The following is a 19,179-nucleotide window of genomic DNA, read 5'->3' as shown; positions in this document are numbered from 1 at the left end:
CAGCGCGTTGTAGAGCGCTGCTGTTACTGCTGTCACAGGGAGGGAGGTTGCGGCCTGAGCTGCGTGGCACCCGGCTCGGGGGACCCGGTAGCGTGAGCCGACGATTCACAAGGTCCCCCATTAGTAGGAGTCCCGGTGACGCAGAGTGGACAGAGCGAGGAGCCCTCGCAGCGCCAGGCGCGCGAAGGCATCGTGCTGCCCTCCGACGGCGGCGAACCATTGCTGCCGGGCATGCTGGGCGCCCAGCCGATCACCCCGACCGGCGCCCACCCACCACACCAGGGCGGCTCGCAGGCCGGATACCAGGGTGGATCGCAGGCCGGCTACCAAGGCGGCCCGCAGAACGGGTACCAGGCCGGATCGCAGCCGGGTCACCAGGGCGGATCGCAGAACGGTTACCAGGGCGGCGGTCCCCAGGCGGGCCCCTACGGCGGCTCCGCCCCGGGCGAGTACGGCGGCCGACCCGCCGCCCCCTACGGCGGCTCGCCCGCAGGCCCGTACGGCTCCTACCCCGCCCCCCAGTCCGGCCAGCAGGCACCGGCCTCGGCGCCGCCCGGGGGCCAGTCCTGGGGCACCCCGTGGGGCCCGGACCAGCAGCAGACCCCGCCCCCGCCGCAGGACCAGGCCTGGCCGACCCCGCCGCCGGCCCAGCAGTGGGCCACGGACCCGCAACAGAACCAGTGGAGCACCCCGCCGGCGGACGGCATCCCGTCCCAGGCCCTGCCCCCGGAGGCCACACCGACGCCGTACGGCAGCCCGGCCCAGCCGATGCCGGGAACCCAGCAGCCGCCGACGACTTCGTACGACGCCCCGCCTCAGCAGCCGACCGGCCCCACCGCTCCGGGAGCACCTCAGCCGTACCCCGGGCAGCCGGGCGCGGCCCTGCCGCCCGCCGCCGATGCCTACGGCAACCCGGGGGCCGGGGCCGCTCTGCCGCCCGCGGTGCACGGAGGCCCCGGTGCCTACGGCGCTCCGGGCGCCCCCCTGCCGCCCGCTGTCGGCGAAGGCGCCACGCAGTACATCCCCCCTGTCCCCGCCGCCCCCGAGGGGGCCACGCAGTTCCTGCCGCCCGTCGTCCCGGTCGCGGACGAAGGGGCGACCCAGTTCATACCGCCGGTCGGGCCCGGGGCGTTGCCGCCCGAGGTCGGTGGGCAGTCCTCGGCCGGTGCCACCCCGTTCCTCGGGCATACGGCGCAGGGCGGGCCCGGGCCGTTGCCTCCCGTCGCCGATCCGGACGCGCAGGCCACGCAGTTCATCGCGCCGGTGACCGACGGGCCGGCGCCTTACGGGGCGCAGCCCGGTGGTGCGGACCGGCAGCCGCCCGCCGAGTTCGACAGCCTGTTCCGGAGCGGTCCGGGCGGTGAGAGTCCCGCCGGGGCCACCCAGCAGCTGCCGCGGTTCGAGCAGCCGCAGCCTTCCTACGACCGGCCCCAGCCTCAACCCGCCTACTTCCCGCCCGGCGGGCATGGCGGGCACGACGGCCGCGACGGCCGCGACGACGACGGGTACGGCGGCCGCGGTGGCCGCAGCCGTTCGAAGGTGCCGCTCATCGCCGCCGTCGGGATCGGCATCGTTGTCCTCGGTGTCGGCGCCGGTGCGCTGCTCAGCGGCGGTGGCGGCGGCGACGGGCAGGACAAGAACCAGACCGTGTCCGCCACCGCCCCGGCCACCGACGGTTCCGCCTCGCCGTCCGCCGACCCGGCCAAGCAGCAGGCGGTCGCCCTGGACAAGCTGCTCGCCCAGAGCGGCGACAGCCGTGCCTCGGTGATCGCCGCGGTCGCCAGCGTCAAGGGGTGCAAGAACCTGGACACGGCCGCCTCGGACCTGCGCGCCGCGGCCAAGCAGCGCACCCAGCTCGTCACCAGCCTGTCCGGCCTGTCCGTCGACAAGCTCCCGGACAACGCCGCCCTGACCACCGCCCTCACCCAGGCCTGGCAGGCCTCCGCGGCGGCCGACAACCACTACGCGGCCTGGGCCGACCAGGTGAGCGGCAGGAAGGGCTGCAAGAAGGGCCAGGCCCGCTCCACCGGCCAGACGCAGGCCGGCAACCGCGCGAGCGGCACCGCCAGCCAGCAGAAGGCCAAGGCCGCCCAGCTGTGGAACGCGATCGCGAAGACGTACGGCCTGACCCAGCGCCAGCCGACCCAGCTGTGACGCCGGCGGCGCGGACGCGGCCGTAACCGCGCCCGCGTGTCCGGTCAGTCGACGTCGGCGCCCTGGAGGGTCTTCGTCACGTCCACGAAGCCCTTGTCGACCGCCACCAACTGCCCCTGCTGCACGGCCTGGAGGGTCACGTCGGCGTTGACGACGCGGGAGAGGCCGATGCTGGCGAGCGGGCCCTGGCCGCCCCAGTCCAGCGTCGGCGTGAGCCCGCCGGTGGTGATCTTCAGGCCGTCGTCCAGCTTCCGCCGTATCGAGTCGGAGCTCACGTCGTCACTGGCCAGCGACTCGACGACCTTCTTGAACACGGTGTAGGCGATCCAGGTCGTCTGCACCCCGGCGTCCGCCGCGTCGATGCGGTTGTCGCCGAAGGCCTGCTCGCTGATCACCTTCTTCATCGGGTCCCAGCGAGCGTCGCTCGCCGCCGGGTACCAGCCGGTGATGTACGAGCCCTCGTACGGCCCCGACGCCCCGCCGGACTCGTTGATCACGGTCTGGTCGACGCTGTCGAGGGTGGCCGCGGTCTTCACCGCGGGGAAGTCGTCGCGGGCGCGCCGGAAGGAGTCCATGAAGGTGTCGGTACGGTCCCCGAGCGCGGGTATCACGCACCCCTTCTTCGCCGGGTCGGTGGTGGTGGCGCTCAGCGCCTTCTGCGCGGGACCCTCGTACTCGCTGGTGTCGTCCGCCGCCCGCTGGTCGACCGCGTCCGTGTGACTGCCCGCCTTGAGGCCGGAGTTGAGCATGGGCGGCAGCTCGTCGCCCGCGATGGTGTCGGGCCGTATCAGCGCCACCGGGCCGCAGCTCGCGGCGAGTTCCTTGCCGAGGCCGGCCAGCAGCGTGGGCTGTCCGCCGTTGACGGGGTAGGACAGCGGGCTGGTGAACTCGGCGGTGGTGACGCCGTAACCGCCTATGTAGGGGATGCCGGCGCCCTCCAGGTCGGGGAGGTAGGAGTCGCCGTACTGGCTGTAGGAGCCGACCACCGCGACGACGTTCCGCTTGACCGCGATCCGGGCGCACTTCGCGGCGGCCACGCTGTCGTTGTGGTCGTTGCAGGTCAGGACCTTCAGCTTGCGGCCGTGGATACCGCCGTGGGCGTTGATCCAGCGGGCGTAGGCCTGCGCGAAGGCGGGCATTCCGGGCTTGTTGGTGGCGCTGGTGTTCTGCGGGGCCCAGGTCATCACCGTGATCGTGTCGTCCCCGGAACCCCCCGAGGTACCGGGGACGACCCCACAACCGGCGGCGAGCGACGCACACGCGGTCAGCGCCAGCGCCGCGAGGACGGTGGATCTGACGGGCCGGGTGTGCGTGGGGAGGAAGGTGCTGCGGTCGAGTCGCCTGCCGGTCATGGGTCGACACGCTTCCGCCACATCCGGAACCCGGGGATGACCCATGGTTATTGATCGGTGACGTGCAGGTGAATTACGGGGGTCGGTGAGGCGCCGGAAAGGAAGAACGTACGATCTATCACCGTGCAAGGCTCGGAGAACTCTTCCCGTCGTGGCCGTCGCTCGTCCACCATGGGCGGCATGCCACTGAACGACATGCCGTGGTGGCGCTGGCGCAGCAATGTGCGCTCCGCGCTGCACATGCTCTCCGACCCCACCTTCCAGAGAGACGTCTGGCTGGCCGGTGTCGACGGGTACGGGGACGTCACCGACGCCGTCTACCGCCTCGTCGAGGACACCTGGCTGGACAACTGGTCCGCCGAGAAGTACGTCGGCACGATCTTCCGGGACTCCCAGGAGGCGGCCCTCGTCGACACCGCCGTGCTGCGGGTGCTGCGGATCATGCACCAGGTCGGGCCGGACGCCCCGGTCTCCGCCTACCTGGAGGACCAGGCGTGGCCGGAGGCGGTGCGGGCGGCGCGGGACGCGCACGTCCGGATGGCGACGGCCGACGGGGACGACCCGGACGCGCCGCCGCGCACCCTCGAGGTGCTGCGGATCATGACGCGGTCCGCGTGACGGACGGCTTCCCCTGGTCGCGGGCGGATATGGGACCCTGTCCCGCATGAACGAGCAGTCCGCCCAGTCCTCGCAGTACGTCCTCACCCTGTCCTGCCCCGACAAGCAGGGCATCGTGCACGCCGTGTCGAGCTACCTCTTCATGACCGGCTGCAACATCGAGGACAGCCAGCAGTTCGGCGACCACGACACGGGTCTGTTCTTCATGCGGGTCCACTTCTCGGCCGAGTCGCCGGTGACCGTGGACAAGCTGCGGGCCAGCTTCGCGGCGATCGGTGACTCGTTCCACATGGACTGGCAGCTCAACCGGGCCGAGGACCGGATGCGGATCATCCTGATGGTCAGCAAGTTCGGCCACTGCCTGAACGACCTGCTCTTCCGGGCCCGGATCGGCGCGCTGCCGGTGGAGATCGCCGCGGTGGTCTCCAACCACACCGACTTCGCCGAACTGGTGGGCTCGTACGACATCCCCTTCCACCACATTCCGGTGACGAAGGACACGAAGGCCGACGCGGAGGCGCGGGTGCTCGAACTCGTCCGCGAGAACGACGTCGAGCTGGTCGTCCTGGCCCGCTACATGCAGGTGCTGTCCGACGACCTCTGCAAGGCGCTCAGCGGCCGGATCATCAACATCCACCACTCCTTCCTGCCGAGCTTCAAGGGCGCGAAGCCGTATCACCAGGCGCACACGCGGGGTGTGAAGCTGATCGGGGCGACGGCGCACTATGTGACCGCCGACCTGGACGAGGGGCCGATCATCGAGCAGGAGGTCGAGCGGGTCGGCCACGACGTCACGCCGGACCAGCTGGTGGCGATCGGGCGGGACGTGGAGTGCCAGGCGCTGGCGCGGGCCGTGAAGTGGCATGCGGAGCGGCGGATCCTGCTCAACGGCCGACGGACGGTCGTGTTCGCCTGAGGGCTCCGGTTCGCAGTCCCGGTTACATCCGGCTCAATGACGCCGCCGCGAACAGCACGTCCCTGATCGCCTCCCGGTCACCGACCTGCCCGGCGGCAGCCTCCTGCGGCGGCACATGCCCGGCCGCGAGATGGCAGAACTCGACGCCGTCCAGCGCCACATGGGCCACCTCATGCTCCGCGGAGCCCACCGTGGCAGGGGAGTCCAGCGGAATCAGCCACTCGCCGCCACCGAGCCCCTCGATCTCAAGACGGAGGGTACGACCAGGTTCCCCCGCCGGGACCAGGTGCCGCCCCCGCGAAGGAGCCGCCAACCCGCTCTGGCGCCGCACGGCAAGCGCGGCGGGCAGCATGCGGGCCGCCAGGTCGATCATGCGGTGCAGGTGGCGGGGGGAGGGCGGCTCGTACGGGTAGTCCACCGCCTCGGCGATGTCCTCCGCGTGCACCCAGCACTCGAAGGCCCGGTCCAGCATCGCGTCGTGCAGCGGCAGTTCGAAGTCGCCGTACGGGACGGCCAGGCGGGCCGAGCCGGAGCCGCCGGTGAAGGACACGGTGCGGACCAGGTCGTGGGTCTGCTCGCGCCACGGCGCCCGGACCGAGCGGGTCGGCGGGAAGTACGACGTGCGCCAGTACGCCTCCGTGCGGGCCGTCGGGGTGGGGCGGTCGGCGGTCACGTCGCCCAGCGGGTCGTCGAGGCCGAGGGCGAGCGCGACCAGGCCGTCGACGGTGAGGAGGTGGGCGATGACACCGGCCACTGTCGTACGGCGGCTGGTGGGGCCGTCGCCCTCGAACCAGCGCAGCCGCACGGGGGCGTGCCACTCGGCGTCGCCTATGTCCTGGAGCAGCGCGTCGAGCCGGGCCGTCTCGGCGTCGTAGGGGGCCGCCCACTCCGGCACGGGGATGCGCGGCGGCCGCCGGTCGAGGCAGCCCTCCAGGACGCGGGTGCGCAGGGCCGGGTCCAGGTCGAGGCTCTCCGGCGGATGCAGCAGCCCGACGGCCTCCCGCAGCCGCAGGGCCTCGTCGGCACAGGACCCGCAATCACCGAGATGCTCCTCGACGGCAGCAGTCTCCTCGACGGAACACGCGGCCAACGCCCAGGCCCCGAGCAAGGACGTCAGAACCCGGTGCTCCAGGATCAGCGGGGCGGACGAGGACTCTCCAGGAGCCCGCGGCTCGGCAGGCACCGACTGATCCGGGCCAAGCGGCCGAGCACCCGTCGGCCCTCGCGAGTCCCCCCGCCGGGCAGCCGCCGACCCGCCCGCATCCTCCGATTGGGCGGGCGTCGGTTCGGGTTCGTCCGGGTTCTCCGACTGGGCAGCCGCCAACCCGCCCGGGTTCTCCGATTGGGCGGGGGCCGACCCGCCGGCCTCCTCCGACTGGGCCGACCCGCCGGCCTCCTCCGACTGGGCGGGCTCGTCCGGGTTCTCCGACTGGGCGGGGGCCGGCTCGTCCGGGTTCTCCGACTGGGCGGGGGCCGGCTCGTCCGGGTTCTCCGACTGGGCGGGGGCCGGCTCGCCCGGATCCTCCGACTGCGCGGCAGCCGGCTCACCCGGGTTCTCCGGTGGCTCTCCCGAGTTCGTCAGACGTGTCGGCGCCGGCTCCCCGAGGTTCTCCAGCGCGGGCAGCGGTCCGTCGCCGTCCTCCACGGACGCGCGCGGCATCGGTATGCGGGGCGGCTGGTCGGGGTCCTGGCCGCGCCCGCTGCCGCTCGCCGGACCACCCGGCCCGACGTGGCCCCCGGGCCCGCCCGCGCCGACGGGACCCCCGGGACCGCTCTCCGGCCCACCCGCACCGGCACCCTGTCCACTCGCCATGCCCGGAACGCCGTACCCCTCCCGTCGGTCCCCCGTCTCCCCGCCGCTCTTCTCCTCGCCGTCCCCGAGGCCGTCCCGGCTTCCGGCGCCGTCGCGGCCCAGGTCCTCCCGGCCCCCGGAACCCTCCCGGCCCCCGAAGCCGCCGTACCCCTGCCCCTCGTACGCCTCGAAGCCGCTCACACCGCACCCCCGTATCCGGGTGGTGCTCCCGTGTCGTGGGCGGTGGAGAGGAGTTGGAGGCCCAGGCGGAGGCGGCGGCGGGCCTCGTCCTCCGTGACGCCCAGGTCGGCCGCGGTCTGGCGGTAGTCGCGGCGCTGGAAGTACGCCAGCTCCAGGGCGGAGCGGAGCGGGGAGGGCATGGAGGTGACGATGTAGTCGGCGCGGGCGGCGACGGAGGCTCGGCGGACCTTGTGTTCGAGTTCCTCCGTGGAGCCTCCCGCGGTCAGCGCCGCCGTCTCCGTGGCGCGCAGGCGCTGGACGGCGAGGCGGTGGGTGAGGGCCGCTACCCAGGACCGCAGCGGGCCCTCCTTGGGGTCGTACGTCTCCGGGTGCTCCCAGACGTGGGCGAATACCTCGCGGGTGATGCCGTCGGCGGCGCGCTCGTCGCCCAGGACGCGGTGGGCCAGGCCGTGGACCAGCGAGGCGAAGCGGTCGTAGAGCTCGCCGAGGGCGGCCGCCTCACCGCGGGCCAGTCGCTGCTGCATCTTGCGGTCCCAGCGAGGCGGTGCGTCCTTCTTCGCCATGCGGCCCCCTCACCCGTGCCCGTGCCGTTGCCAAGCCTGCGCCCACCGTCACCTCGAATGTAGTCGGCACGTCCGACAACGCACGCCCCTTTGTCGCAACGCGCGCCCCCGCCGATCCGCAGGTGATAGTGGACCTTCACCGACCTGGCACCTGATCTGATCGAACAGGATCGAAGTCGACTAAAACAAGCCTCTTTCGATCGGTTCCCGTTTCTCACGTTGTGTTTCAGGGAACGGCCGCTGGGCAGCCGCGCTGCAAGGAAGCGTAGGAACGACTTCCGTTTGCGGGGGTTCCGGCGAACGAAGGGCATGGTGGTGGCGTTCTATGTGACCGGCGGCGAGCAGGGCGACTGGACCGTGCTCCAAGTGTCGGGCGAACTGGACCTGGTGACCTCACCGGCGCTGCGCCAACGGGTGCACGACGCGGTGGCGGACGGCCGTCACAGTCTCGTCCTCGACCTCTCCGAGGTCTTCTTCTGCGACTCCAGCGGCGTCGGCGTGCTCATCGCCGCCCGCCGGCTGATCCGCTCCTGCCAGGGCAGCCTGCGCCTGATACTCCCGGCGCAGGGCGCGGTCGACGGATCCCACGTCAACCGGGTCCTCGGCGCCCTCGGCGTCCGCCGCCTCTTCGACGTGTACGGCGACCTGGCGCAAGCCGTCGCCGAGGAGGCCGGACCGCTCTCCGCGTAGCGCAGCCGTGACCGCCGCCGGGGCTTCTGCATCACCGTTGTTCCAAAATTCCCCCGGTCTTGGCACAAGCGACGCTTTACCGCGCCCGCGAGGGGTGGCGCGTCGTACGCTCCGTCGAGATACACCTCCGACGTGAGTAAGGCGGCCAGAGAGACATGGTCAGCAGCGAGTACGAGCGCAGGATCGCCGCCCGGTTCGCCACCTTCGACCAGGACGGCAACGGCTACATCGACCGCGAGGACTTCAGCGGGGCGGCCAAGGCGCTGCTCGCCGAGTTCGCGGTCGCGGCCCGCTCCGACAAGGGGCAGGCGCTGTACGCCGGTGCCGAGGCGTTCTGGCAGGGCATGGCCGGGATAGCGGACCGCGACGGCGACCAGCGCATCACCCGGGACGAGTTCGTGAACGGCGCGGTCAAGCGCCTGCGCGACAACCCCGACCGGTTCGCCGAGATCGCCCGCCCGTTCCTGCACGCGGCCCTCGACCTCGCCGACACCGACGGCGACCGGGCGGCCACCGTCGCCGACACCGCGCGCGTACTGCGCATCCTGGGCGTGCCCCGGGAGGCCGCCGAGTTCGCCGCCGCGGCGCTGGACACCGACGGCGACGGCAAGGTGCGGGAGGACGAGATCGTGCCCGCCTTCGCCCGCTACTTCACGGTTCCCGAGTAGCGCTCGCGCAGCTTGTACTTGAGTACCTTCCGCAGCGTCTCGTTGCGCGGAAGGGCGTCCACCACCTCCAGCCGCTCCGGCAGCTTGTGCACCGACAGCCCTTCCGCGCGCAGATACGCGGTTACGGCGTCCAGGGTCGGCTTCTCGGCACCCGGCGGCCGTTCCACCACCGCGCACACCAGCTCCCCGCGCTCCGCGTCCGGCAGCCCGATCACGGCGACGTCCCCGACCGCGGGGTGCGCGGCCAGCAGGTCCTCGATCTCCTTCGCCGAGATGTTCTCGCCCTTGCGGATGATCACGTCCTTGAGCCGCCCGGTGAGGACCAGATGCCCGGACCCGGTGACGAAGCCCAGGTCACCGGTGCGCAGGAACCCGTCCTCGTCGAAGGCCGCCGCCGTCTGCGCCGGGTCCAGATACCCCTGGCACACGGCCTCCCCGCGCAGCCGCACCTCCCCGTCCCCGGCGATCCGTATCTCCATCCCCTCCGGCGGCCGGCCCTCGGTGGTCGCGAGGTTCTCCACGGTGTCGTCCGGCGCCCCCATGGTGATCATCGGCACCTCGGTCATCCCGTACCCGTGCGTGAGCTGCACCCCCATCTCGCGCACCACGGCGTGGTACACCTCCGGCGGCTTCGGTGCCCCGCCGCCCGCGAGCAGCCGTAGCGAAGGGACGACCTTCACTCCCGGCTGCTTGCGCTGCTCGGTGAGGAACATCGAGTAGAACGCCGTCGACCCGCCGGCGACCGTCACCCCGTGCCGGCGGTACCCCTCCAGCGCGTCCGGCATCGCGAACTGCTCGAACATCACCGCGGGGAAGCCGTACAGCAGCAGCATCACCGTGTAGTCGGGCCCGGCTATGTGCGCGTACGGGAAGGCCATCGAGCCCACGTCGTCCGCCGACAGATGCAGGGCGTGCGCGAGACACGAGCCGCCCGCGATCAGCGAACGGTCCGTGTGCAGGACGCCCTTGGGGTCGGAGGTGGTGCCCGAGGTCCAGTAGATCCAGCGCACCGAGGTGCCCTCCGCGGGCGGCGGGGGCAGCACCGCCGGATCGCCGTCCGGGAGGGTGTCGTACGCCTCGAAGACCCCCTTCGCGCCGAGCCGTCGCGCCATCGCGGTGTGGTCGAAGCCGCGCCACTCGCCGGGGACGGCGAAGTACTCGGCCCTGGACTCCCGCAGCGCGAAGCCGACTTCGCGTTCGCGGTAGAAGGGGATGACCGGCGTCTGTACGGCGCCCAGGCGGGCCAGCGCGAAGGAGAGCAGGGCCGTCTCGATGCGGGTGGGGAGCTGCCAGGCGACCACCGTGCCGGGGCGTACGCCCATGTCGTACAGGCCGGCCGCGACGCGCTCGGCACGCGCGTGCAGGTCGCCGAAGGTCAGGGTGCGGTCGTCCTGGAGGAGCACGGGACGGTCGGGGGTGAGCCGGGCGCGGCGGTCCACCAGTTCCCACAGCGTGCGGCTCGAACCCAGGGAGTGCGGTGTCTCGTTCACGTGTGCCCCCTGCCTTGGCTGACGACTCGTCAGGTGACATGCTATCTGACGGGTCATCAGATACGTATCGTCCGGCGGAGGGGAATCATGTCCACCGAACTGCCCCGCATCATCAGCGTCGACGACCATGTGATCGAGCCGGCGCACCTCTTCGAGACCTGGCTGCCGGCCAAGTACCGCGACCGCGGCCCGCAGCCGCTCACCGCGGGGATCGGCGAACTCGCGTACGTCGCCGGCAAGTACCGGATCACGATGGACCCGGAGGGTCCGCCGACCGACTGGTGGATCTACGAGGACCTGAAGTTCCCGTACAAGCGCAACATCGCCGCCGTCGGCTTCGACCGGGACGAGATGACGCTGGACGGGATCACCCGGGAGCAGATGCGGCGCGGGTGCTGGGACCCGAAGGCCCGGTTGGCGGACATGGACCTCAACCACGTCGAGGCCAGCCTCTGCTTCCCGTCCTTCCCGCGCTTCTGCGGGCAGACCTTCGCCGAGGCGCACGACAAGGAGGTCGCGCTGGCCTGTGTGCGCGCCTACAACGACTGGATGGTCGAGGAGTGGTGCGGGGGGAGCGGCGGGCGGCTCATCCCGCTCTGCCTGATCCCGCTGTGGGACGTGGAGTTGGCGGTCGCGGAGATCCGGCGCAACGCGGCGAGAGGGGTGCGCGCGGTGACGTTCTCCGAGATCCCCACCTATCTCGGGCTGCCGTCCATCCACTCCGGGTACTGGGACCCGTTCTTCGCGGTCTGCCAGGAGACGGGGACCGTCATCAACATGCACATCGGCTCGTCCTCGCAGATGCCGGCCGCCTCCCCGGACGCCCCGCCCGCCGTACAGGCCTCGCTGAGCTTCAACAACGCCATGGCCTCGATGATGGACTTCCTCTTCAGCGGGGTCCTGGTGAAGTTCCCGACGCTCAAACTCGCCTACTCCGAGGGGCAGATGGGCTGGGTCCCGTATGCCTTGGAGCGCGCCGACGACGTGTGGGAGGAGCACCGGGCGTGGGGCGGGGTGCGGGATCTGGTCCCGGAGCCGCCGTCGACGTACTACTACCGGCAGATGTTCTGCTGCTTCTTCCGCGACAAGCACGGGGTCGCCTCGCTGGATGTCGTCGGCCGTGACAACGCCACCTTCGAGACCGACTACCCGCACGTCGACTCGACCTTCCCGCACACCAAGGAGGTCGCCCTCGACCATGTGAAGGGCCTCGACGACGAGACCGTCTACAAGCTGATGCGGGGCAACGCGATCCGCATGCTCGACCTGGACTTCGACAAGTAATGGACCTCGCGTACACGCCCGAGGAGGAGGACTTCCGGGCGCGGCTGCGGGAGTGGCTCGGCAAGGCGCTGCCGACACTGCCGCCGAAGCCGTCGCCGGACGACTGGCCGGGGCGCCGGGCGTACGACATGGGCTGGCAGCGGATGCTGTACGACGCCGGGTACGCCGACGTGCACTGGGACGCGTCGCCGACGGTTCGGCTGATCTTCCTCGAGGAGACCGAGAAGGCGGGCGCGCCTTATGTGGGCGCCGGGTTCGTCGGGCTATTGCATGCCGGGCCGACCATCGCGGCGGAGGGGACGGCCGAGCAGCGGGCGCGGTGGCTGCCGCCGATCCTGCGGGGGGAGTCCGTCTGGTGCCAGGGGTTCAGCGAACCGGACGCCGGGTCCGACCTCGCGTCGCTGCGGACGCGTGCGCGGCGGGAGGGCGACGAGTACGTGGTGAGCGGGTCCAAGATCTGGACGTCGCATGCGGAAGTCGCCGACTGGTGCGAGCTGTTGGTGCGGACCGACGCGGAGGCGCCGAAGCATCGGGGGATCAGTTGGCTTGCGATGCCGATGGACGCTCCAGGGATCACCGTGCGGCCCTTGAAGACGCTTGCCGGGTCCGACGAGTTCGCCGAGGTGTTCCTCGACGAGGTGCGGGTGCCGGTTGCCAACAGGGTGGGGGATGAGAACGACGGCTGGCGCGTGACCATGGTGACGCTCTCCTTCGAGCGCGGTACGGCGTTCGTGGGGGAAGTGGTCGCCTGTCGGCGGGTGTTGGGGGAGCTCGCCACCGAGGCGCGGAAGAACGGCCGCTGGGACGATCCCGGGTTGCGGCGGCGGCTCGGCAGGCTGAACGCGGAGTTCCGGGCGTTGTGGCGGCTTACGCAGTGGAACGTGAGTGGGGTGCCGGGGGTCGGGGGGTCGGTGTTCAAGTTGCGGTACTCGCAGGCGCGGCAGGAGTTGTACGACGCGGCGGCCGAGGTTCTGGGTGTCGGTTCGCTTGATCTCGAACGGGACTGGGTGCTCGACCGGTTGTCCTCGCTGTCGTACACCATCGCTGCGGGGACCTCACAGATTCAGCAGAACATCGTGGCCGAGCGGATTCTCGGGTTGCCGAAGGGGAGGGGGTGAGTGGGGTCGTGCGGTTTCAACTGACGGATGAGCAAGTGGAGTTGCGCGCCACTGTGCGGGGTGTGATTGGTCGTCGGGCGGGTGCGGGTGTGTGGGGGCTGGTCGCGCCCCGCGGCGGAGCCGCTGATCGATGCAGCCCCGCGCCCCCAAAAAACGGCACCGCGCGGCCCGGTGACTTCGAGCCCCGTCTCGATCGGGGTCTGTGGCGGGTTCTCGGTGAGCTCGGGTTCTTCTCGTTGCGCTTGTCGGAATCCGATGGCGGGGCCGGACTCGGTCTTCCCGAAGCCGTGTTGGCGTTCGAGGAGGCTGGGCGGGCTCTGGTCCCCGGACCGCTCGTCGCGACTCATCTCGCGGCCGGGGAAGTCCCGGGGGCGGCCGAAGGGGAGGTTGTCGTCGCCGCTGCGGACGGCAGGCTCGTGGAGTGGATGGATGAGGCCGACGTCGTGCGCAAGGGCGCCGAAGGGGCCGTAGCGCTGAAGTCGGTGGATCCCCTGACGCCTCTGCATCGGGTGCCGGCGCCCGCTCCGGCCGATCCCGTCGCCGTCCTGCTCACCGCTGCCGAGCAGCTCGGTACCGCCGTGCGCGCGTGTGAGCTGGCCGTGCAACACGCCCGGACGCGCGAGCAGTTCGGGCAGCCGATCGGGGCCTTCCAGGCCGTCAAGCACCTCTGCGCGGAGATCCTCGTGCGCGTCGAGGTGGCCCGGGTCGCGGTCTATGCCGCTGCCGTCACCGGGGATCGGGGGGACATCGCCGCTGCCCGGCTGCTTGCCGACGAGGCCGCCGTGCGGGGGGCCCGGGACTGTCTTCAGGTGCATGGCGGGATGGGCTTCACCTGGGAGAGCGAGGTGCATCTGCTGCTGAAGCGGGCCTGGGTGCGGGCACAGCGTGGTGGGGGCGGTAGGGAGGGTGAGGAGCTGCTCGCCGCCGACCTGGTCGGCTAGGGGGATGTCGCGGATTGTGGCATACCGGAATCACTGAGCGTTGATATCGGGTTGTGTCCTATGTGTGACCCGTCACGTCCTGGAGTCGGTGTTCCGCTCCGGTACCTTCTGGGGATGCGAGTGGAACTGGCCTGTTCGACTCCCCGCGTAGAGCGTCGCACAGTATGCCGCACGGGTACTCCTTCGCGCTGGAATATGCCCGAAGCGCTTGTTGGGGTGACTGTACGTCAACCATGCTGTCTCGTAAGGGATTCACGTTCCGTGACCCTTGCTCTGGCCATTGTTCTGGCCATGCAGAAAATGGCTACGATCGTGGCCCTCGCTGCGGCGCGTGCGTGGCGAGAGGTCATGTGTCCGCCGGTTCGGATGGTGTGAGCGGTGCAGGTGCTTCAGGTGCAGCTGGAAGTCCGGCCCGACCCCGCTGAGGTGGGGCGAGCGCGGAGGTGGGCCCGTTCGCGCCTGGCCGGGTCCGGCATAGAGGTCGACGAGCCGCTCGCCGAGACACTGATCCTGCTCGTGTCCGAACTGGTCACCAACGCCGTGGTGCACACCGGCTGTCCGGCCGTGCTGCGGCTCTCCCTGCCCGGCGTCGCGGCCGGGTCGGCCACCGTGCGCCTGGAGGTGGCCGACGCCAGTTCCCGGGCGCCCGTGCCGCGCTGCGCGGACGGCGACGCGACCGGCGGCCGTGGACTCGCCCTCGTCGACGGGCTCGCCGACCGCTGGGGCTGGAGCCCCGAGGGCGCGGGCAAGCGCATCTGGTGCGAACTCGACCGCTGCGACCGCTCCGCGCAGACCGCCTCGGGCTACGCGGGCGGTGGCGCGTCGGCGTACGAGGGGCTGGCCTTCGAGGCGGTGTGACCGGCGGACGGTTGCGGAAAGCGCCGTCACATCCGGGGCACGGTTGCAGAAACCGTTGCCACTCCGCGGCCGGTGAGAGGTGGTGCGCCGGGTGCGTGCTTCCGTGCGCGCCTGCGGCAAATAGGGCGTAAGTAATAAATCCTCGTACGGGTGTTGACGCGCCGTGTCCGTTTGATCACGCTTGTGGTCAGCGATTCGCCGTGAGGGGACGACGAGGGTTTCGGTGACGGAAGCCCTCGGCGAGTGTGGGTCGTGATTCGGCGTCGGCTTCTTGCAGGGCCCAGGGAAGTCGGGGCGGGAGCGCCGGAGTCGGTCGGCGGTGCGCGGTGCCGTGTTCGGGGCGGGCGCCGCGCCGCCGGTCGGCGAGGTCGGGGAGCCGCGGCTTCACGGCTAGAGAACGGCCACCGGTGCCACCGGGGTTCCGGTGCCGCCGACGAAGGGCTCGGGCATCGCCGACAGCAGGAACGCGTACCGGCCGCTTTCTCCACAGGCTGTGGACAACTCCTCCAGATTCCAGTTCTGCCCCTGAAGCATCCCCATCTCCACCAGGTCGAGCGCGTGCACGGGCAGCCACAGGTCCTCGATCTCGGGCGGGAAGATCTCGAAGGTCAGGGTGTCGTTGGCGACCGCGGCCACGTCCCGCGCGTGGAACCACTCCGGGGTGCGGACCGAGAGACCTGGCGACGGATAGCCGTAACCCTCCCTGTTCCCGGCGAGATACACCTGGACCTGGCCGGTCCGCACGAGCACGATGTCGCCGGCGCGCACGCGGGTGCCCGCGAGGTCCTCGGCGGCCTCCAGGTCCTCCGGTGTGACGGCGTGCGAGCCGTCGAGGCGGTCCGTGTGCAGTGCGCGGGCCACGTCGAGCAGGACGCCGCGGGAGACGATGTGCCGCGCCTTGTCGATGCCGCCGAACTCGGCGCCGCCGTGCGGGGTGATGGTGTCGGCGGGGCGGCCGTTGTAGAGCCGTCCCGAGTGCGAGGCATGGCTGAGCGCGTCCCAGTGGGTGCCCGACTGCAGGCTCATGGTCACGGCGTCGTCGCTGCACGCGATCGTGCCCGGGCCGAAGAGCTCCTGGTTGATCTGCACCATCGCGTGCAGCGGGTTGACGCGGCCGGGGACCAACCCGGTCTGCACGCCGTCCTGCTTCAGTGGGAGGGCGAGCGGGACACGGCGGCCGGTGCGCACGGTGGCGGCGGCCTCGCGGACCACCTCGTCGGTGATCAGGTTGAGGGTGCCGATCTCGTCGTCGGCGCCCCAACGTCCCCAGTTGTTCACGCGCTTGGCGATCTCGTGGAATTCGGCGGGCAGCGACATCGGACCTCCCCGGGGCTTGTCTCCTGGCATCTGACGGGTCATAAAATCTAACGGTCCGTCAGAAACCGCGGGAAGGGGCCGGGCGTGGGGAACTTCTTGGCAGGCAAGGTCGTCGCCGTGACCGGTGCCGGGCGGGGGATCGGGCGGGCGGTCGCCCTCGGCGCGGCTGCCGAGGGGGCGAAGGTCGTCGTCAACGACTACGGGGTCTCGATCGACGGGGCCTCGCCGACGAGCGAGATCGCCGACGGGGTCGTCAAGGAGATCGAGGCGGCCGGCGGGGACGCGGTCGCGGTGGCCGACGACGTGTCCACCATGGCGGGCGGCGCGCGGGTCGTCGAGACGGCGGTGTCCTCGTACGGGCGGCTGGACGGTGTCGTGTGCGTCGCCGGGATCCTGCGCGAGCGGATGCTGTTCAACATGTCCGAGGAGGAGTGGGATCCGGTCGTCGCCACTCATCTGAAGGGGACCTTCACGGTCTTCCGGGCGGCCTCGGCGGTGATGCGGAAACAGCGGGCCGGGACCCTGATCGGGTTCACCAGCGGCAATCACCAGGGGTCGGTCTCGCAGGCCAACTACAGCGCGGCGAAGGGCGGGATCATCTCGCTGGTGCGGAGCGCCGCGCTGGGCCTGAACAAGTACGGGGTGAGCGCCAATGCGGTGGCGCCGGTCGCCCGTACCCGGATGTCCGCCAATGTGCCGATGGAGTTGGCGGAGATCGGGGAGCCGGAGGACGTGGCCGCCCTTGTGGTGTACCTGCTGTCCGATCGGGCCAGGGAGTCCGGGATCACCGGGCAGGTCTACACGATCGCCGGGCCCAAGCTGGCGGTCTGGGCTCAGCCCCGGGAGTTGCGGTCCGCGTATGCCTCCGGCGGTTGGACGCCGGAAATGATCGCGGAGTTCCTGCCGGGGTCGGTGGGGGTGGATCCGATGCCGATGCTCGAGCGGTTGGCGGCCATGGAGAGGGCTGCGAAGGAAGGCGCTCGGCCCAACGCCCAGTAGAGGAGATCCGCGTGGACTTTGCATTTACGTCCGATGACGAAGCGTTTCGGGGGGAGGCCCGGGCGTGGCTGTCCGAGCATGCCGACGGCGAGCAGGACCGTCGTACCTGGGAGCGCACTCTTGGCAAGGCCGGGTGGATCGGGCTCGGGTGGAGCGAAGCCGGATACGGGAACCGGATCGCCGGTCTCACCCAACAGGTCGTCTGGGCCGAGGAGTACGCCCGGTCGGGTGCGGCTCCGCGGTCCGGGCACATCGGCGAGAACCTGCTGGCGCCCACCCTTCTCGCGCACGGGAGCGACGAGCAGAAGGCCAGGTTCCTGCCTCCGGTCGCCGGGGGCGAGGAGCTGTGGTGTCAGGGGTACAGCGAGCCGGACGCCGGCTCCGACCTGGCCGGCGTGCGGACCACGGCCGTGCGTGAAGGGGCGTACTACCGGATCACCGGGCAGAAGATCTGGACCTCGCTCGCCCATGAAGCCGACTGGTGCTTCGTCCTCGCCCGTACGGAGCCGGACTCACGGCGCCACCACGGCCTGAGCTTCCTCCTCGTCCCGATGGACCAGCCGGGAAGCATCGAGGTGCGGCCCATTCGGCAGATGACCGGGACCAGCGACTTCAACGAGGTCTTCTTCGACGGGGCACACGCGCGTGCGGAGCATGTCGTCGGGGGCGAGGGGGCCGGGTGGCAGGTCGCCATGAGTCTGCTCGGGTTCGAGCGGGGGGTCTCCACGCTGGCCCAACAGGTCGGATTCGCGAAGGAGTTGGGGGAGGTCGTGCGGGCGGCCCTCGACTCCGGTGTCGTGTCGGATCCGGCCGTACGGGAACGGCTCGTGCGGCAGTGGGCCCAGCTGCGGGTCATGCGGTGGAACGCGCTGCGGACGCTGGGGAGTTCGGGTGACGCGGGCGCGCCCAGCGTCGCCAAGCTGCTGTGGGGCGGATGGCATCAGCGGCTCGGGGAGCTGGCGATGGAGGTGCGGGGCGCCCTGGCGAGCGTGGGGCCCGGGGAGTGGTCGGCCTCGCTGCCGTACGAACTCCACGCCTTCCAGCACCTGTTCCTCTTCTCGCGGGCCGACACCGTCTACGGGGGCTCGGACCAGGTTCAGCGCACGATCATCGCCGAGCGTGTGCTCGGTCTGCCCAGGGAGCCCAAGGGGGTCGTCTGATGCGCGGTGTGGTGTACGACGGGAAGCGGGTCGAGGTCGTCGAGGATCTGGACGTACGGGATCCCGGGCCCGGGGAGGTGCAGGTCGCGATCTCGGCGGCCGGGCTGTGCCACAGCGACCTGGCCGTGGTGGACGGGACCATACCTTTCCCCGTTCCCGTGGTGCTGGGGCATGAGGGGGCCGGGGTGGTGGAGGCCGTCGGGGCCGGGGTCACCCATGTCTCGCCCGGTGACCACGTGTCGCTGTCCACCCTCGCCAACTGCGGTACGTGCGCCGACTGCGACCGGGGGCGGCCGACCATGTGCCGCAAGGCGATCGGGCGGCCGGGACAGCCCTTCACACAGGGCGGGCGGCCGGTGTACCAGTTCGCCTCCAACTCCGCCTTCGCGGAACGGACCGTGGTGAAGGCCGTGCAGGCGGTGCGGATTCCCAAGGACATCCCGATGCCCTCCGCGGCCCTCATCGGGTGCGGGGTGCTGACCGGGGTGGGGGCCGTGCTGAACCGGGCTCGGGTGGACCGGGGGGATTCCGTGCTGGTCATCGGGACCGGCGGGATCGGGCTCAACGTCATCCAGGGGGCCCGGATCGCGGGGGCCTCGCGGATCGTGGCGGTGGACGCGAATCCCGGGAAGGAGGCGGTGGCCCGGCAGTTCGGGGCGACCGACTTCCTGGGGTCGACGGACGGAGTGCGGGAGCTGCTGCCGACGGGGGTGGACCACGCCTTCGAGTGCGTCGGGCGGGTGGAGCTGGTCCGGCAGGCCGTCGACCTGCTGGACCGTCATGGACAGGCGGTGCTGCTGGGCACGGCGCCCGCCACCGCGGAGGCGTCCTTCCTCGTCTCCTCGATGTTCCTGGACAAGTCGATCCTGGGGTGCCGGTACGGGTCCTCGCGGCCGCAGCGGGACATACCGCTGTATGCCGAGCTCTACCGTCAAGGGCGGTTGCTGCTGGACGAGTTGGTGACCGAGACCTATCCGGTGGAGGACTTCGAGAAGGCGGTGGGGGACGCGGAGGCGGGGCGGGTGGCCCGGGGTGTGGTCACCTTCTGATTGTCAGTG

The 19,179-nt window shown here is 71.3% G+C and carries 17 protein-coding genes; 12 read left to right on the top strand and 5 right to left on the bottom strand.

The genetic code is table 11. The annotated features are described in order from the left end of the window. Positions 1-135 precede the first annotated feature (135 nt). Complete coding sequence (locus ACQEWB_RS21550) at positions 136-2,154, top strand: hypothetical protein (protein WP_432833407.1); 2,019 nt, start codon at positions 136-138, stop codon at positions 2,152-2,154. Positions 2,155-2,198: 44 nt separating this feature from the next. Here the strand turns inward: ACQEWB_RS21550 and ACQEWB_RS21545 are convergent, their stop codons facing one another. Then, positions 2,199-3,506 (bottom strand): ABC transporter substrate-binding protein, encoded by a 1,308-nt coding sequence (locus ACQEWB_RS21545; protein ID WP_432833405.1) that lies wholly within the window; start codon positions 3,504-3,506, stop codon positions 2,199-2,201. Between the two features lie 117 nt (positions 3,507-3,623). On the opposite strand from ACQEWB_RS21545, the gene ACQEWB_RS21540 reads away from it, so the two are divergent. Together ACQEWB_RS21540 and purU are read left to right on the top strand one after the other, a co-directional pair. Further along, positions 3,624-4,124, top strand: a complete 501-nt coding sequence (locus ACQEWB_RS21540) for an SCO4402 family protein (protein WP_432843933.1) — start codon at positions 3,624-3,626, stop codon at positions 4,122-4,124. Positions 4,125-4,170: 46 nt separating this feature from the next. Then, complete coding sequence (gene purU, locus ACQEWB_RS21535; RefSeq protein ID WP_432833403.1) at positions 4,171-5,040, top strand: formyltetrahydrofolate deformylase; 870 nt, start codon at positions 4,171-4,173, stop codon at positions 5,038-5,040. Positions 5,041-5,062: 22 nt separating this feature from the next. Here the strand turns inward: purU and ACQEWB_RS21530 are convergent, their stop codons facing one another. Both ACQEWB_RS21530 and ACQEWB_RS21525 read right to left on the bottom strand, forming a co-directional pair. Then, entirely contained in the window at positions 5,063-6,364 is a 1,302-nt protein-coding gene (locus ACQEWB_RS21530) for an MDMPI N domain containing protein (RefSeq protein ID WP_432843931.1), read from the bottom strand. Between the two features lie 665 nt (positions 6,365-7,029). Further along, on the bottom strand, positions 7,030-7,596 hold the full coding sequence (locus ACQEWB_RS21525) for a sigma-70 family RNA polymerase sigma factor (protein WP_432833401.1): 567 nt from the start codon (positions 7,594-7,596) through the stop codon (positions 7,030-7,032). A 309-nt stretch (positions 7,597-7,905) separates the two neighbouring features. Between ACQEWB_RS21525 and ACQEWB_RS21520 the strand changes: the two genes are divergently transcribed. Next, positions 7,906-8,286, top strand: coding sequence for an STAS domain-containing protein (locus ACQEWB_RS21520; RefSeq protein WP_432833399.1), 381 nt, complete (start codon positions 7,906-7,908; stop codon positions 8,284-8,286). A gap of 155 nt (positions 8,287-8,441) precedes the next feature. Further along, a complete protein-coding gene (locus ACQEWB_RS21515) occupies positions 8,442-8,954 on the top strand; it encodes an EF-hand domain-containing protein (protein WP_432833397.1) in 513 nt (170 codons plus the stop codon). Here ACQEWB_RS21515 and ACQEWB_RS21510 read toward each other — a convergent pair. After that, on the bottom strand, positions 8,933-10,444 hold the full coding sequence (locus ACQEWB_RS21510; RefSeq protein ID WP_432833395.1) for a class I adenylate-forming enzyme family protein: 1,512 nt from the start codon (positions 10,442-10,444) through the stop codon (positions 8,933-8,935). The genes ACQEWB_RS21515 and ACQEWB_RS21510 overlap by 22 nt on opposite strands. Before the next feature lie 87 nt (positions 10,445-10,531). Between ACQEWB_RS21510 and ACQEWB_RS21505 the strand changes: the two genes are divergently transcribed. The 4 genes from ACQEWB_RS21505 to ACQEWB_RS21490 all read left to right on the top strand — a co-directional run bounded on the left by ACQEWB_RS21505 (position 10,532) and on the right by ACQEWB_RS21490 (position 14,645). Beyond that, on the top strand, positions 10,532-11,728 hold the full coding sequence (locus ACQEWB_RS21505; RefSeq protein ID WP_432833393.1) for an amidohydrolase family protein: 1,197 nt from the start codon (positions 10,532-10,534) through the stop codon (positions 11,726-11,728). After that, a complete protein-coding gene (locus tag ACQEWB_RS21500) occupies positions 11,728-12,846 on the top strand; it encodes an acyl-CoA dehydrogenase family protein (RefSeq protein WP_432833391.1) in 1,119 nt (372 codons plus the stop codon). Before ACQEWB_RS21505 ends, ACQEWB_RS21500 begins: the two co-directional genes overlap by 1 nt. A gap of 8 nt (positions 12,847-12,854) precedes the next feature. After that, positions 12,855-13,787, top strand: coding sequence for an acyl-CoA dehydrogenase family protein (locus ACQEWB_RS21495; RefSeq protein WP_432843929.1), 933 nt, complete (start codon positions 12,855-12,857; stop codon positions 13,785-13,787). A 393-nt stretch (positions 13,788-14,180) separates the two neighbouring features. Further along, positions 14,181-14,645, top strand: a complete 465-nt coding sequence (locus ACQEWB_RS21490) for an ATP-binding protein (protein WP_432833389.1) — start codon at positions 14,181-14,183, stop codon at positions 14,643-14,645. 390 nt (positions 14,646-15,035) lie between these two features. Here the strand turns inward: ACQEWB_RS21490 and ACQEWB_RS21485 are convergent, their stop codons facing one another. Beyond that, positions 15,036-15,962 (bottom strand): cyclase family protein, encoded by a 927-nt coding sequence (locus ACQEWB_RS21485; protein WP_432833387.1) that lies wholly within the window; start codon positions 15,960-15,962, stop codon positions 15,036-15,038. Between the two features lie 84 nt (positions 15,963-16,046). On the opposite strand from ACQEWB_RS21485, the gene ACQEWB_RS21480 reads away from it, so the two are divergent. Genes ACQEWB_RS21480 through ACQEWB_RS21470 form a run of 3 tightly spaced genes read left to right on the top strand, consistent with a single transcriptional unit; the run spans position 16,047 to position 19,170 of the window. Then, positions 16,047-16,961: an SDR family oxidoreductase gene (locus ACQEWB_RS21480; RefSeq protein ID WP_432833385.1), complete on the top strand. Its 915-nt coding sequence runs from the start codon at positions 16,047-16,049 to the stop codon at positions 16,959-16,961. An 11-nt stretch (positions 16,962-16,972) separates the two neighbouring features. After that, positions 16,973-18,121, top strand: a complete 1,149-nt coding sequence (locus tag ACQEWB_RS21475; RefSeq protein ID WP_432833383.1) for an acyl-CoA dehydrogenase family protein — start codon at positions 16,973-16,975, stop codon at positions 18,119-18,121. Further along, positions 18,121-19,170 (top strand): Zn-dependent alcohol dehydrogenase, encoded by a 1,050-nt coding sequence (locus ACQEWB_RS21470; RefSeq protein ID WP_432833381.1) that lies wholly within the window; start codon positions 18,121-18,123, stop codon positions 19,168-19,170. Before ACQEWB_RS21475 ends, ACQEWB_RS21470 begins: the two co-directional genes overlap by 1 nt. The last annotated feature ends 9 nt before the right edge of the window (positions 19,171-19,179 follow it).

The sequence above is a fragment of the Streptomyces sp. CA-249302 genome (genome assembly GCF_050936785.1).
Lineage (GTDB): Bacteria > Actinomycetota > Actinomycetes > Streptomycetales > Streptomycetaceae > Streptomyces.
The sequence above is the reverse complement of the archived record's forward strand: the minus strand, read 5'-3'. Positions and strand labels throughout refer to the sequence as shown.